13 protein-coding genes are annotated in these 13897 nt (G+C 41.9%); 7 read left to right on the top strand and 6 right to left on the bottom strand.

The window, feature by feature from the left end; translation table 11 throughout:
* Nucleotides 1–53: 53 nt before the first annotated feature.
* Entirely contained in the window at nucleotides 54–1352 is a 1299-nt protein-coding gene (locus JVX94_RS12710) for an arsenic transporter (RefSeq protein WP_275891450.1), read from the top strand.
* A gap of 35 nt (nucleotides 1353–1387) precedes the next feature.
* Here the strand turns inward: JVX94_RS12710 and JVX94_RS12705 are convergent, their stop codons facing one another.
* On the bottom strand, nucleotides 1388–2065 hold the full coding sequence (locus tag JVX94_RS12705; RefSeq protein ID WP_034283291.1) for an amino acid ABC transporter permease: 678 nt from the start codon (nucleotides 2063–2065) through the stop codon (nucleotides 1388–1390).
* Between the two features lie 12 nt (nucleotides 2066–2077).
* Nucleotides 2078–2950, bottom strand: a complete 873-nt coding sequence (locus JVX94_RS12700) for a transporter substrate-binding domain-containing protein (RefSeq protein WP_142946723.1) — start codon at nucleotides 2948–2950, stop codon at nucleotides 2078–2080.
* 181 nt (nucleotides 2951–3131) lie between these two features.
* On the opposite strand from JVX94_RS12700, the gene JVX94_RS12695 reads away from it, so the two are divergent.
* On the top strand, nucleotides 3132–3461 hold the full coding sequence (locus JVX94_RS12695) for a YckD family protein (RefSeq protein WP_197198033.1): 330 nt from the start codon (nucleotides 3132–3134) through the stop codon (nucleotides 3459–3461).
* A 44-nt stretch (nucleotides 3462–3505) separates the two neighbouring features.
* Here the strand turns inward: JVX94_RS12695 and JVX94_RS12690 are convergent, their stop codons facing one another.
* Nucleotides 3506–4270, bottom strand: coding sequence for an MBL fold metallo-hydrolase (locus tag JVX94_RS12690; protein ID WP_205183363.1), 765 nt, complete (start codon nucleotides 4268–4270; stop codon nucleotides 3506–3508).
* A gap of 115 nt (nucleotides 4271–4385) precedes the next feature.
* Here JVX94_RS12690 and JVX94_RS12685 point away from each other — a divergent pair, with 115 nt between their 5' ends.
* Both JVX94_RS12685 and JVX94_RS12680 read left to right on the top strand, forming a co-directional pair.
* Nucleotides 4386–4802 (top strand): Lrp/AsnC family transcriptional regulator, encoded by a 417-nt coding sequence (locus JVX94_RS12685; protein ID WP_048238129.1) that lies wholly within the window; start codon nucleotides 4386–4388, stop codon nucleotides 4800–4802.
* Between the two features lie 29 nt (nucleotides 4803–4831).
* Nucleotides 4832–5638: an AAC(3) family N-acetyltransferase gene (locus JVX94_RS12680; protein WP_205183361.1), complete on the top strand. Its 807-nt coding sequence runs from the start codon at nucleotides 4832–4834 to the stop codon at nucleotides 5636–5638.
* Nucleotide 5639: 1 nt separating this feature from the next.
* Here JVX94_RS12680 and JVX94_RS12675 read toward each other — a convergent pair whose 3' ends face one another.
* From JVX94_RS12675 to JVX94_RS12665, 3 genes are all read right to left on the bottom strand, one after another.
* Nucleotides 5640–6026 (bottom strand): competence protein ComJ, encoded by a 387-nt coding sequence (locus tag JVX94_RS12675; protein WP_205183358.1) that lies wholly within the window; start codon nucleotides 6024–6026, stop codon nucleotides 5640–5642.
* Between the two features lie 120 nt (nucleotides 6027–6146).
* On the bottom strand, nucleotides 6147–7844 hold the full coding sequence (locus tag JVX94_RS12670; protein WP_205183355.1) for a methyl-accepting chemotaxis protein: 1698 nt from the start codon (nucleotides 7842–7844) through the stop codon (nucleotides 6147–6149).
* Between the two features lie 127 nt (nucleotides 7845–7971).
* A complete protein-coding gene (locus tag JVX94_RS12665) occupies nucleotides 7972–8400 on the bottom strand; it encodes a NucA/NucB deoxyribonuclease domain-containing protein (RefSeq protein ID WP_144472865.1) in 429 nt (142 codons plus the stop codon).
* A 367-nt stretch (nucleotides 8401–8767) separates the two neighbouring features.
* Between JVX94_RS12665 and JVX94_RS12660 the strand changes: the two genes are divergently transcribed.
* From JVX94_RS12660 to JVX94_RS12650, 3 genes are read left to right on the top strand one after another with little or no spacing between them, the layout of a single operon-like run.
* Entirely contained in the window at nucleotides 8768–10837 is a 2070-nt protein-coding gene (locus JVX94_RS12660) for a hydantoinase/oxoprolinase family protein (protein ID WP_205183353.1), read from the top strand.
* Nucleotides 10827–12815: a hydantoinase B/oxoprolinase family protein gene (locus JVX94_RS12655; RefSeq protein WP_205183351.1), complete on the top strand. Its 1989-nt coding sequence runs from the start codon at nucleotides 10827–10829 to the stop codon at nucleotides 12813–12815. Before JVX94_RS12660 ends, JVX94_RS12655 begins: the two co-directional genes overlap by 11 nt.
* Nucleotides 12812–13897, top strand: a complete 1086-nt coding sequence (locus JVX94_RS12650; RefSeq protein ID WP_095407704.1) for an ABC transporter substrate-binding protein — start codon at nucleotides 12812–12814, stop codon at nucleotides 13895–13897. Before JVX94_RS12655 ends, JVX94_RS12650 begins: the two co-directional genes overlap by 4 nt.

Genomic DNA, 13897 nt, shown 5'->3' with positions numbered 1-13897 from the left:
TTCGTTGTATGATAGATAAAGATTTTATGAGAAAAGTGAAAGGGGGGCCACCTTTGGGTTCAGTCAGCTTAGCCATTTTGATTTTCATCATGACCCTCGTCCTTGTCATTTGGCAGCCAGGACGTATCACCATAGGATGGTCAGCATGTGGAGGCGCCATTCTTGCACTTGCCTTTGGCGTCGTTCATCTGGGCGATGTGTGGGAAGTCACGCAAATTGTATGGAACGCCACCTTTGCCTTTATTGGCATTATTATCATTTCGTTAATTTTAGATGAGATCGGTTTTTTTGAATGGGCTGCACTGCATATGGCAAAAGCCGCAAGAGGCAACGGTGTCCGCATGTTTATTTATTTAACATTGCTCGGCGCTGTTGTGGCTGCTTTTTTTGCCAACGATGGAGCGGCACTGATTTTGACCCCAATCGTTTTATCTGTGGTGAGAGCGTTGAAGCTGGATGAGCGCATGGTGCTGCCTTTTGTGATGGCAAGCGGCTTTATTGCAGATACAACCTCCTTGCCATTTGTCATTAGTAACCTGGTCAATATCGTATCAGCCGACTATTTTCATATTGGTTTTCTAGAATATACAGCGAATATGTTCGTGCCAAACCTTGTGTCGCTTGGAGCGAGTATGCTGGTTCTGTATGTGTTTTACCGAAAGCTTATTCCAAAAACCTACGATCTGTCACAGGCGAAGGAGCCGGCATCAGCTATTCGAGATATTCGCATGTTCCGCTTGTCTTGGTATGTGCTCGGCTGTCTGCTTGTTGGTTATTTTGCGGGGGAGCTGATCGGTGTTCCAGTGTCCATCATCGTAGGCGGGATTGCCCTTGCTTTCTTGTGGCTGGCGAGAAGAAGTCCGCAAGTGGCGACAAAGCGAGTGATCAAAGAAGCGCCGTGGTCCATTGTGTTTTTCTCGATCGGCATGTATGTCGTCGTATACGGACTGAAAAATGTCGGTCTTACAGAAATATTGGCGGCATGGATCGAACAAGGGGCATCACATGGCTTGCTTGCAGGAACGATGTTTATGGGCGTGCTTGCCGCAGTGCTGTCTTCTGTAATGAACAATCTGCCAACCGTTTTAATTGATGCGATTGCCATTGGCCATACAGATACAGCAGGTGTCATGAGAGACGGACTGATTTATGCCAATGTCATCGGCTCCAACCTTGGACCGAAAATGACCCCAATCGGCTCATTGGCGACATTGCTGTGGCTTCATGTCTTAAAGAAAAAAGGCGTCCATATCTCTTGGGGGGCTTACATGAAAGCCGGAATCATCCTGACCATCCCAACCTTGATTCTCACTTTACTTGGGTTATATGTGTGGTTATGGTTCATTCATTAAAAAAGAGCAGATCTCATTGATCTGCTCTTTTTTTGCTACAGATATTTCGCATAGCGTTTTTCTAAAAAGTCCTGAAGCAATGAGACGACACTGCAAATGCCCCAGTAAATGAGTGCGACCAAAATATACATGGTCATATAATCGAATTCTCGTCCGCCTACAATTTTTGCTTGCTGGAAGAGCTCTGGTACAGTAATCATCGCTGCCAGTGAGGAAGCTTTGATTAAATCGAGCATGACATTGGTCAATGGCGGCAGGGCGATGCGGACGGATTGAGGCAAAATGACACCGCGCATCGTTTGCCAATAGCTGAGACCTAATGATTTAGCGGCTTCCACCTGTCCACTTGGAACAGAGGAGAGGGCTGCCCGGTTAATTTCTGCAATATAGGCAGCACTATTGAAGCTGAATCCAATAATGGCAGCAGTGACCGCTGTGAACTCAATGCCGATATAAGGGAACCCAAAATAAAGAATAAACAAAATCACCAGAATGGGCACGCCTCGCATGAATGAAATATACAGCCGTGCAGGCAGCCGAAGAATCCATGAATTCGCCATCCTGGCAAGAGCGATAAAAAAGCCAAGAATGGTACCAAAAAACATACTCACAAAGGAAATGAGCAGCGTCAGCCAGATGCCTTTCATGACAAACGGAAATGACGCCTTTGCCAGTGCAGGATTAAATATATATTCTAAATGAATATCTCCCACGATTGCGGCTCCTTATTTGGAAATGTCGACATCTTCGACATCAGCATCAATTTTCTTAGAGACGTCTGCATGGTTAAAGAATTTCTCAGAAATCTTTTTCATTGTTCCGTCTTTTTTCATGTCGCCTAATACACGATTCAATTCTTTTTGAAGCTCTTTGTTGTCCTTCTTCATGACAAAACCTTGTTCATTCGGCATATATTTCAAGTCAGGGTGAATCGTAATATTTAGTTTAGGAAATGCAGCAAGAGCCAGTGTCTGTAAGTAATAATCATTTAGAATGACATCTGTACGGCCGTTTGCAACATCTTTTAAGTATTGCTCGTTTGTCGCATTATCATAAATGACTTCCTTTGCACCGTACTTACGGGCGACATCCATGTAAATCGTCGTGGCAGCACCTGCTGCTTTCTTTCCTTTTAAATCCTTTAAAGTTTTAATGCCGGATAAATCATCTTTCCGTACAATAGCCGTTCCGTAGGAATATTTATAAGGGGTTGAAAAGGCGAACTTGTCTTTTCTGTCATCTGTGATGTCGATATCATTTGCAGCGGCATCCACTTGACCAGAATTAATGGCGCTCAGCATCCCATCATAGCCCATTTCTTTAAATTCTACTTTTACATCAAGACGTTTAAACGCTTCTTTGACGACTTCTACTTCATAGCCAGTTAATTGATCCTTGCCATTAGAAGTATCATGATAAGACGTTGGATAAAGGGTGCCTGAAGTAGCTACGACGATTTTCCCCTTCTTTTTAATCTGATCCCACTTTGTGTCTCCAGATTGAGATGAGCCTGATTGACTGCAAGCAGACATGATAAGTATGAAAGCAGATACAACAAGCATGATCCATATAGGTTTTTTATGATAAAAACGACTCATTTAAGAATCCTCCTCTATTTTTTATACAAAACAAAACATAGCACGCTTTTTCTGTTAGGACAACGTTTTCAGAAGAAAAGTGAAAAAGTAAGAATATTATAGGCAATTTGCGTGTTGAAATAATGTATAAAAAAGGAAAGTGAGCGCAAAATAAAGGCGAATAAAGGAGGGAACAACAATGATGAAAAAAATAAGTGGTTTGATCATCTTGTCGATGATGCTGTTATTTGGTTTTCATATAGAAACGGCTCATGGAGAAACACCTCAAATGGAAAAGCGCCCGGTGACACATCAAGTGAAATTAACAGCAGAACAACAAAAACAAATTGAAATCCTTGAGCAGCAAATTCTTTCTAAGCGAAAAGAAGTCATTAAGAAATATGTACAGTATGGCGTGTTAACAAAGGAACAAGGCACACACATCACGAAACGAATGGATGAGCATTACAATCACTTAAAGAATAACGGATTTGTTCCATTACTGAAAAAACCACAGCACCATCGCCCATAATAATGATGAAACCGGCAGCGACGTGCCGGTTTTTTTATTGTTGATCAAAAGGTGAGACTTTCTCCATCTTGAGGGACAAAAATGACTTGATCTGCATGATGCTCTTGAATGTAAGCTTCTAAAGCAGCTCTTGTTAACAAGCAATGATTCACAGCTTCAAGATGACAGGCGACAATTTGAGCTTTTGGCTGAGAACGGTGGATGTCTAAAATTTCTTCCTTGGTCATTGTGATCGGATCACCTTCTAAAAATTGAGCAGCTCCGCTATTGACCACAATGACGTCTGGCTTGCATGTATTCACAACCTCTTTCGGTTCATCACACCAAATGGTATCACCTGCAATATAAAGGGTGGGTTCATCAGGATGAGAGAAAACAAAACCGCTCACCTGTCCCATCCGTTTCGCTGTTTCTCCTGTTCCATGCTGTCCGCCTGTACGTTTAATATGAACGCCGTTAATGTCCATTTCATCTTCAATGCATGTGACATGATTAAATCCAGCTTCTTCAACTTCTTTTCGGTCCTTCTCAGATTGAGTATAAATTGGCCCATCTAGAGCTAATTTCTTTTTTGCCTCATCGTCAAAGTGATCCACATGTAAATGAGTGAGTAAGACAGCATCTGGGTGTAACAGTCTGTCTAAATCAATGTTTACAGGAAGCTCCACAATAGGGTTATTCAAATGTTGATTGGATGTATGAGGGAACGGTGGATATGTTCCTTTTGCTGCTAAAAAGGGATCGATTAAAAAAGTTGAATGACCATAGTGAAGATATAAAGTAGCATTGCGAATGAGTGTGATTTTCATAAAAAGGCCTCCTTTTTTTCTGATTAAGTTTACAGTATATTAAAAGAGTTCTATGTGACAGAGGATCATGAAAGTCTTTCATCGGAAGGGCTTGATTTTTGAAAGAGGTGAGCCAATGCTAGATCAAACAGATATGAATATTTTAAAAGAACTATCAAAGAACAGCCGATTAACCATGAAAGCTCTAGGTGAAAAAGTTCATTTAACCGGTCAAGCTGTTGCAAATCGGGTGTTAAAGCTAGAAGAAGAAGGCGTGATTGAAGCATATACCATTTCAATTGATTGGCGGACACAAAAGACGATCCAAACCTTTTTGCAGCTCTATACCCGTAGTCATCATCATGAACCACTTCTGTCGTTTCTTTATGAAAAGGAAGAAATCAAGAATTTGTTCAAAATAAGTGGCGAGGGCTGTTATATGGCTGAAGGACATTTCTCCAGCCATGATGAACTTGATCAGTTTTTAACGGAGCTGACAAATTACGCAAATTACAAACTGTCTATTGCGGTTAAACGTCTCATTCATCAGTAAATAGAAGAGACGCAGGAGGAAAAGGAACGATGCAAAAATTAATCGAAAATCAAGCTGAACCGATGACAAAGGAAAGAATCAAAGCAGACTTGGTTCAACTTGGAGTGAAAAAGGGCATGATTTTATGTGTTCACTCATCTTTATCATCTATCGGCTGGGTAAACGGAGGTGCTGTAGCCGTCATACAAGCATTGATGGAAACCTTAACAGAAGAGGGGACACTGATTATGCCGGCACAAACGTTAGAGCTTTCTGATCCCGCCGATTGGATCGATCCGCCTGTTCCTTATTCATGGTGGAAATCGATCAAAGAAACAATGCCCGCATTTGACCCAGCCTACACGACGCCAACAGCAATGGGAAAGGTGGCGGAAACATTTTGGAAATACCCAGGTGTTGCGAGAAGCAATCATCCTCATTTTTCATTCACAGCCTGGGGAAAAAGAAAACATGAAATTTTGAAACAACATGCGCTATCCTTTGGATTAGGAGAGGATTCGCCTCTTGGCCGCATGTATGATCTTCATGCTCAAGTGCTGCTGATCGGTGCATCATTTGAGAGCATGACAGCTTTTCATCTAGCTGAATACCGAATCCCTCAGCAGGACCTCATGACAAGAGGAGCTCCTATTTTAGAAAATGGGTGGAGGGTATGGAAAGAGTACCAAGATATCATCACAAGAGAAGAACTATTTGAACAGATTGGCTGTGATTTTCTGCAATCAGGAGGCATTCATCAACACAGTCACATCGGACTTGCCAATTCATATTTATTGCCCATGAGAGAATCGGTAGACTATGCGGAAAAGTGGCTTGATCTATACGATCAGTCGTAATCTACACCGTTTGGAAATTTACATAATAAACGTCTTGAGCAGGCTGCTGTGAGGTATAGCAGGTAAGCTGATAGTCTCCTTTTGGAATGGAGAAAGACAGCACATGGGCCATGACGCTTGTGATATAAACTTGATCACTTGTATGCGTAAAGGGCACTGTTATGGCTCTATCAACTGAGACTTGGGGCTCGTCGCTATTTAATGTCACAATAATAGACGCTTTTCCATTATTGACCCCTTCAAAGGAAACTCCTTGATCTCCAGTTGCATATCCTTGAAGAATGTCCTCATCTGTCCAATCAATGACAGGTGGTGTTTCGCTTCCGGTGTATACAGTGATTTGGTGGTAGGAGATAGATAGAGAATAAGCTTGGTTCAAGTGATTCATATAAAAAACTCCTTTATTTATGAATTTTTGTTGGAACGTGAATGATTGAAAGAGTGATTCTTGAGGAGAAGGTTAGGCAGCAAGACGATTGTCGCCGTCTTGCGCTATTTGTTGTGGGATCTAGATGTGAAATTGCGAGACCATTGCTTTTAAATCTCCTGCTAAATGGGCGAGCGCTTCTGATGAAGCTGTTACTTCTTCCATTGCAGCAAATTGTTCTTCTGTTAAACCGGCTACTTGCTGTGAATGTTCACTCGTTAGTTTAACGCCTTCTGTAATAGAGGCAAAAGACTGTTTCGCATCGTTTGTATAAGCTGCGATTTTTTGTGATGCACTTGATAAATGCTTAATGCCATCTGCCATTTCTCTCATTGACTGCTGGATATTATGAAATGATTCCTCTGTATGAGAGATAAGAACAGCCCCTTGAGCAGCTTCCTCTCTTACTCGTTTGATGGCATTCGTCGAATGAGTCATCTCTTTTTGTATTTCAGAAATGAGGTGGGAAATCATGTTTGATGATGCTTGGGATTCTTCAGCGAGCTTTCTCACTTCATCTGCGACTACAGCAAACCCTTTTCCATGCTCACCTGCCCGTGCTGCTTCAATTGCTGCATTAAGAGCAAGCAGGTTAGTTTGGCTGGCGATATCTGTAATGACTTTGGAAATATGATCAATTTCAGCTGAACGTGTTTCCAACGCTTGAATCGCTGTACCGTTTTCTTCAATTGATTTTGCAATAGACGTCATTTGTGAATGAACTTCACCGATATTGTGTACACCTTTTTGAGCCACTTCTTGTGCGGAGTGACTTCTTGAAGCCATTTGTCCTGCATTTTCAGTGATGTTTGCCAGCTCGTTTGATACTTGAATCATCGTGTGCTCACTGGCTGTCATTTGAGCTGATTGTTCTTCTGATGATTGTGCTACTTCTTGGATCGTGTGGGTGATCTTTTCTGATGCTGCACTCGTTTCTTCTGCGCTAGCTGACAGCTGCTCAGAGGATGTGGCCACTAATTCAGACGTGTTCATGACATTTAAAATGGTTTGATTTAGTTTTTCACGCATCTTATTGAAATGACCAGCCAGGTCAGACAATTCATCACCGGCAGTATCCGTCACATTGATGGTTAAATTACCTTCGCCTGCACTCTTAATGGCAGAAGCCATATGCTTGAGACGTACCTGAATCCGCTTAGTGAAAATAGAAATAATGAGGACCGAAACGATCAAACTTAATAAAAGGACGATGACAAATTTTATATAGAATGACTGGAGCATTTGTGAAATCATGCTTTGATTGGCGCCAGTATAAAAAATACCAATTGTTTCGCCTGCTTCATTTTTGATTGGCATATAAGCCGTTTGATAATCTTTCCCGGCAACATTTGCAGTGCCGTAATAGTTTTCTCCTTTATCTAAAACAGTGGTCTTCACTTCAGGAGAGACTTCTGTACCTACAGCTCGTTTCCCGTTTAACAAGACATTCGTGGCAACACGGGTATTTCCTTGGAAAATCGTGATGGTATCACCGGTATATTCGGCTAATTGGTCAACCAATGTGTCATGATCATTGATTTGCGTATTTCCTTTGAATAACTTGCCCTCTTTAATCTGCCACGAGCCTGCTACTTTTTCATTCAGGTAGGCGTAGCCTAGTTTTAAATCACCTTTTGCTTTTTCAGTTGCCATTTGCTTGATGTTTTCTGTCATTTCGCGATTCACCACATAACCAACAACCGCGGAAAAGATGATGAGGACACTTAAAAAGATCAGCAAAATTTTGGCACCAAGCCTCATTTTTCCCTTTTTCTTCATGCTTTTTGACTCCTTTAGGTATAAGGTAGGATATCCCTCCTTAAGGATTATCGGCATGAAAAAAGTGTTTAAAATACCTGCATGCAGTCATGTGAAAATTTTTTTAATATAGAAAAGGGAAAGGCTGCTAATCGATGATAAATTGAATTCTTGTGCCGTCAGGATCATCTGATAGTTGATGACTTACCCACGAGCCTGCGCCTCTATTATCTGAAGGGCTTACATATTTGACAGAAGCTCCTGTGCCCCCTTCTTTACACATCGCCATTGGCCATTCGTCCCGATCATACCCGCGCTTTGTTGGAACGCCATGTAATGATTGATCTCTCTGCTCATCGCTATGTTTACGATCAATTGTGCAAATGGACGAATGACCTTCATCAATGGCTTCTTCTATGTGCTTGGCTGTTTCGGGATAGCGATCTGATGGAAAGTGAATGGTTTTGTCATAAGATGAATTCGCTGTCTCTTGTTTCCCTTGCTCCAGCTTGATATAGCCTGTTGCTACACCAATGACAATTAATAAAAGCAAGAGAATGATTTTAAGAAGTTTCATAGATGCTAGCTCTCTTTCTTGTTTGCGTATTTTGTAAACAGAAGTATAGCAGAATTACTTACCAATTTCTCCTGGTTTTGAAAAAACGTCTTTTAAAATTCAAAAAACAGATTTTACACGATTTCTTGATTTTCATTTTTGTAGAAATTCATAAAAATTTTAATTTTGTGGATCATAAAACGAATATGTTCATTCAAAATGGCTTTATCACTGCTTTTTGAGCTAATTTCAAGAATTTAACACACAGAAATTTTAAAAAATTAAAATTGACTAGACCGATCTGCTTTAATAATATGGAGTCAAATATCAAAAAATGTCGTAATTTATCAAAATATGATTCTAATTACATTGTAGGAGGGAAGTACAAATGGCGGATGTCTCATACCGGCTCGGAATAGACATAGGCGGAACATTTACTGATTTATCGCTGATAAATGAGGCAACTGGGGAGTTAACTGAACTCAAGACGCCCACAGTGACAGATGACCCAGCCCAAGGAATTATCAATGGGCTAAATCTTCTAAAAAAAAGAGGTGTTGATTTATCCAAAATCCAATACCTTGTTCACGGAATGACAATCGGTCTTAATACATTATTGCAGCGAAAAGGAGCAGACTTAGCCCTTTTTGTGACGGAAGGCTTTCAAGATATATTGTCACTTCAACGTTTACGATTACCCATTCCTTATGACTTCAATTCTCGTTTGCCAGAACCATTGATACCACGAAAGCATGTATATCCAATCTCTGAAAGGTTGATACACGATGGCACGATCAAAAAACCTCTCCATCTGCAGCAATTAGATGATGCAGTCCAGCATGTTATGTCTAAAAAGTTAGCAGGTATCGTCATTTCTTTTTTACATAGTTATCAAAACCCAGTTCATGAATTACAGGCAAAAGCTTATATCAATCATCATTATCCACAGTTAGAAGTCCTTACCTCATCTGAATTATGGCCTCAAATGAGGGAATACGAGCGTACAGTGATGTCTGTTGTTAATTTGTACATTCAACCAAAGGTGAAACAGTATTTAAAAACATTGAAAAGCCGTTTGAAGGAAGAAGGTGTACCAATTTCTCCATACATTACCCAATCAAATGGTGGTTTAATGGATGCAGAAAGTGCGGCTGCCTCACCTGTTAAGACTCTCTTTTCTGGTCCGGCAGCTGGTGTCATCGGTGCGGCAAGAATTGCAGCATCAGCGAGTGAACCTAATTTGATCACTTTTGATGTCGGGGGAACGAGTGCAGATATCTCGATTATTCAAAATGGACAGCCTACAATGGCTCAATCGAATCAGCTTTCAGGTTTCCCTATCATTCTTCCATCTGTTGCGATGTATTCAATAGGAGCAGGGGGAGGTTCGGTAGCATGGATTGATCAGGGCGGGCTTCTCAAAGCAGGACCGGAATCAGTTGGCTCAAACCCGGGACCAGCTTCGTATGGGAAGGGAGAAAAGGCGGCTTTAACCGATGCGTTTCTCATATGTGGTTATCTCAATCAAGAACGTTTTGCCGGAGGACATTTACAATTACAACTGTCTGCAGCGAAAAAGGCCTTTCAGCCAATTGCTGATCAGCTCAACAGAACGGTTGAAGAGGCGGCTGACCAGCTCATTCAAGTAGCCGTAGCCAATATGTACACAGAATTAAGCAATGTCATGGAGCAGCAAGGGTTTGACCCTAGAGATTTTAGTTTGCTGGCGTTTGGCGGAGCAGGACCGGTTGTGGCGAATTTCCTTGCGAGAGAAATTCATGCGAAAAATGTGGTTGTTCCTCCAAGTCCGGGTACATTATGTGCGTTAGGTGCTTTAACAGCTGATTTTATTCATGATGCGGTGCTGTCTAAGAAAATTTGCTTACAAGACTATTCGATCAACCAACTAAAACAAGATTATGAGATGCTGTCGCGAAAAGCGACTGATTGGGTCAGTCAGCAGAACATTCAGCATATCAATCAGACATCCATTCTATTATTAGCAGACGCACGTTATCAAGGACAGGCATTTGAGATTGAATTGCCATTATCGATTGATTGGCTAAAGCAGGAACAAGATATGCACCAACTCATTGAAGCCTTTCACAAATTGCATCAGCGTCAATATGGTCATAGGGATGATCAGGCAAAAATCGAATTTACGCATTTACGTGTTCGAGTCATAGGCGAGACGCCTCCGCTGCCTTTCTCACCTGTTCATGAAAGCATCGGTCAGTCTTTGAAACCATATGAATATAGACGAATTTTTATAGAAGAAAAAGAATACGAAGCATCGGTTTATAACCGGGATACGCTGTCAGTAGGTTCTATTGTAAATGGGCCTGCCATTATTGAGCAGGATGATACGACAACATTAATTTTGCCAAACTGGACAGGCAGCATTGATCTATCAGGTAACTTAGTGATTTCAAAGGAGGTGGCTTTACATGAGAACTGATCCAGCAAAGCTTGAGATGATGCGCAGTTATTTTAATGCGATTGCATCAGGCATGGGACATGTCATTGAACGAACGTCATTTACGACCTTCGTCAAAGAATCTGCTGACTTTGCGACAGCATTAGCCACGCCTTCTGGAGATTTCTTTGTTTATCCGAAGACAGTAGGTGTGACGATCTTTTTAGGGCTGAGTCTAAGAAAAGCGATTGAAGAATGCGGGCCGATGCAGCCAGGAGACATTATCATCACAAATGATCCTTATACGACAGATGGTTTGGCGACTCACCTGCCAGATGTCCATATCATTAAGCCGATTTTTGTAGATGGTGAAATTGTCAGCTATGCTTGGTCTTTTGTTCATGTCAGTGATGTGGGTGGACTTGTGCCTTCGAGTATTTCACCGACAGCGACGGATGTTCATCAAGAAGGATTAAGAATTCCGCCAGTAAAAATTTATGAAGGCGGGGAAGAAAATCAGGTCGTACGTACCTTTTTAAGAGCTAACAGCCGCGCGAGTCATTTAAATGATGGTGATATCAATGCGATGATTGCTGCAGTCAATACAGCAGAGATTCGGTTAAAAGAAATGATTGAGAAATTTGGAAAAAACGAAGTGAAACAAGGCATGATAGACTTGCTGAAGCAAGCCGAGGATCGTGCTGGAAAGGTCATTGAAGCTATACCGGATGGGATGAGTGAATTTGCTGATTATTTAGATGATGATATGATTTCGGACGTCCCTATTCGGTTGAAAATCAAGCTAACGATCAAAGGGAAACGGCTGACGCTCGATTTTTCTGAGTGTGATCCGCAAGTAAAAACAGCCTTTAACCTGGTCACCAATGGTCAGAAGCATTCCTTTCTTTATCAAGGGTTGATTAATTACATCATTAGTAAGGATCCTTTTATACCGATTAATGGTGGAATAACGTATCCAATTGACGTGGTCTCTCCTAAAGGAACGCTGGTGCACCCAGAATACCCTGCCTCTGTCGGAATTCGGCATTCGATTACAATGAGGCTGTACAATGTCGTGCTAGGCGCCATTGGTAAGCTGTTACCTGAAGCAGTGCCGGCAGCAGGTGCAGGCCAATCTGCCATTGTGGTTCTCTCTGTACCTGATGATCAAACGGGTGGCAGGAAAATGTCCGTTGTTGAACCATTAGGCGGAGGAGGCGGTGCTCAAAATGGTACTGATGGAGTGGACGGTATTGATCATTCATCTGGCTTTTTGAAGAATACCCCAATTGAGAGCTTGGAACAGCATATTGATATTCATGTTCATCGATATGAGCTTCTGCCGGATACAGGTGGAGCTGGTGAAAATCGAGGCGGACATGCGATTGGTTTGGAATTTGAAATGATGAAGCCTGAATCGATGGTGACAGCACGAGGAATGGAACGGATGAAGTTTCAGCCTTGGGGGTTAATGGGCGGCCGAGCAGGAGCAGTTGGTGAGGTCAAGCTGAACACAGCTAATGGTGAGAAACAAGAGCAGCCCAAAATAGATGTTCTGCGACTTGAAAAAGGTGATATCGTTCAATTGGTTTCACCAAGTGGAGGCGGCTGGGGGAATCCATTTGCTAGAAAGAAAGAAAAAGTCCTTCAGGAAGTGGAAGCAGGTCTATTAAGTGAAGAAAGAGCGCTGCAGCAATATGGTGTGAAAGTGTATATAGACCAAAATGAATGGAAGATTGATGAAGTGCAGACGAGCAGGGTACGTGAAAAGGTTGATGATTCTGCATCTGCTGATATGTGGGATTTTGGAGAACAAAGAGAAGCATATGAGAAAGTATGGACGGATGAAGCGAGCAGTGAGTTAGCCGTTCAGCTGCGTTCCTATCCGGCTAATGAACGTACACACTATAAACATGCAGTTCATCAACATTTCAGTCAAAGAAATGAGCCATTAACAAAGGAAAATATTACTCAAGCACTTCGTCAAATGAATGGACAAAAAGGGGGAAATGAATCATGAAAAGAAGATTAATCGCTATTTTTGCAGGCATTCTATCAATCGTTTTACTGCTGACCGCTTGTGGTGGAAATGGAAAGGATCAAGGCAAACAGCAGCAGACCGTGATTGTTGGTGTATATGGAGGCGATTGGGAAAAGAATATCAAACCAATCCTTGAAAAGTTCGAAAAAGATACGGGAATTAAAGTGCAAACCGTCTCTGGGGCGGATTCTGAATGGTTTACAAAATTAAAAGCGTCAAATGGTAAAAATCCACCGTATGACTTACTTATTTTACAGCCTGATACCATTCAAAGAGGTATCGCAGCAAACGTTCTTGCGCCTATCGATGAAGATCAAGCACCGAACGTCAAAAAACTTTACCGTTCTGTCCAAAAGAAGCTCACTGTTGATGGAAAACAATATGCAGCAGGCTTTAGTATGGGGCAGCTTGGGATTGCTTATAGAAAAGACCTCGTAAAGCAGGAGCCAAACAGCTGGACTGACCTATGGAGCAGTCAGCTGAAAGGGAAGGTAGCCATTTCATCTCCGACTTATTCAGCCGGTTTGCAATTTTTCTCTGCACTTGTTCATGCTCAAGGAGGGGCAGAATCAAATCCTAAGGATATTGATAAAGCATTTAAAAGTCTCGCGCAATTAAAAGGTCATGTAGCTGCTTTTCCAGATAACCCAGGATCGATTCAAACCTTGTTAGAACGTGGCGACGTCGCGGCTGTTCCATATTGGGACGGGCGAGTATTTGCACTTGAAGAAGAAGGAATGGATATTGGTTTCTCATATCCGAAAGAAGGCGCTGTTGCTGCTGTTGCGAGCTGGGCTTTAACGAAGGGAAGTCAGCATGAAGAAGCGGCATACAAACTATTAAACTACTTAAGTGGAAAAGAAGCTCAGGAGGCTTTCTCTGAAAAATCTTATTATGGCATGTCGAATTCTGATGTGAAATACGGTGACAAGATTAAGGGGAAGGTGAAAGTCGGAGAAAACTATTACAGCAAGCTGACTTGGGTAGATTATGAAACAGCGACCTCGGAGCTTGGCAATTGGACTAATCGATGGAACGAAGTATTAGGCGGAGGAAAATAG

Source organism: Bacillus sp. PDNC022 (genome assembly GCF_016919285.1).
Lineage (GTDB): Bacteria > Bacillota > Bacilli > Bacillales > Bacillaceae > Bacillus > Bacillus safensis.
This window is presented reverse-complemented; position numbering and strand designations above follow the sequence as displayed.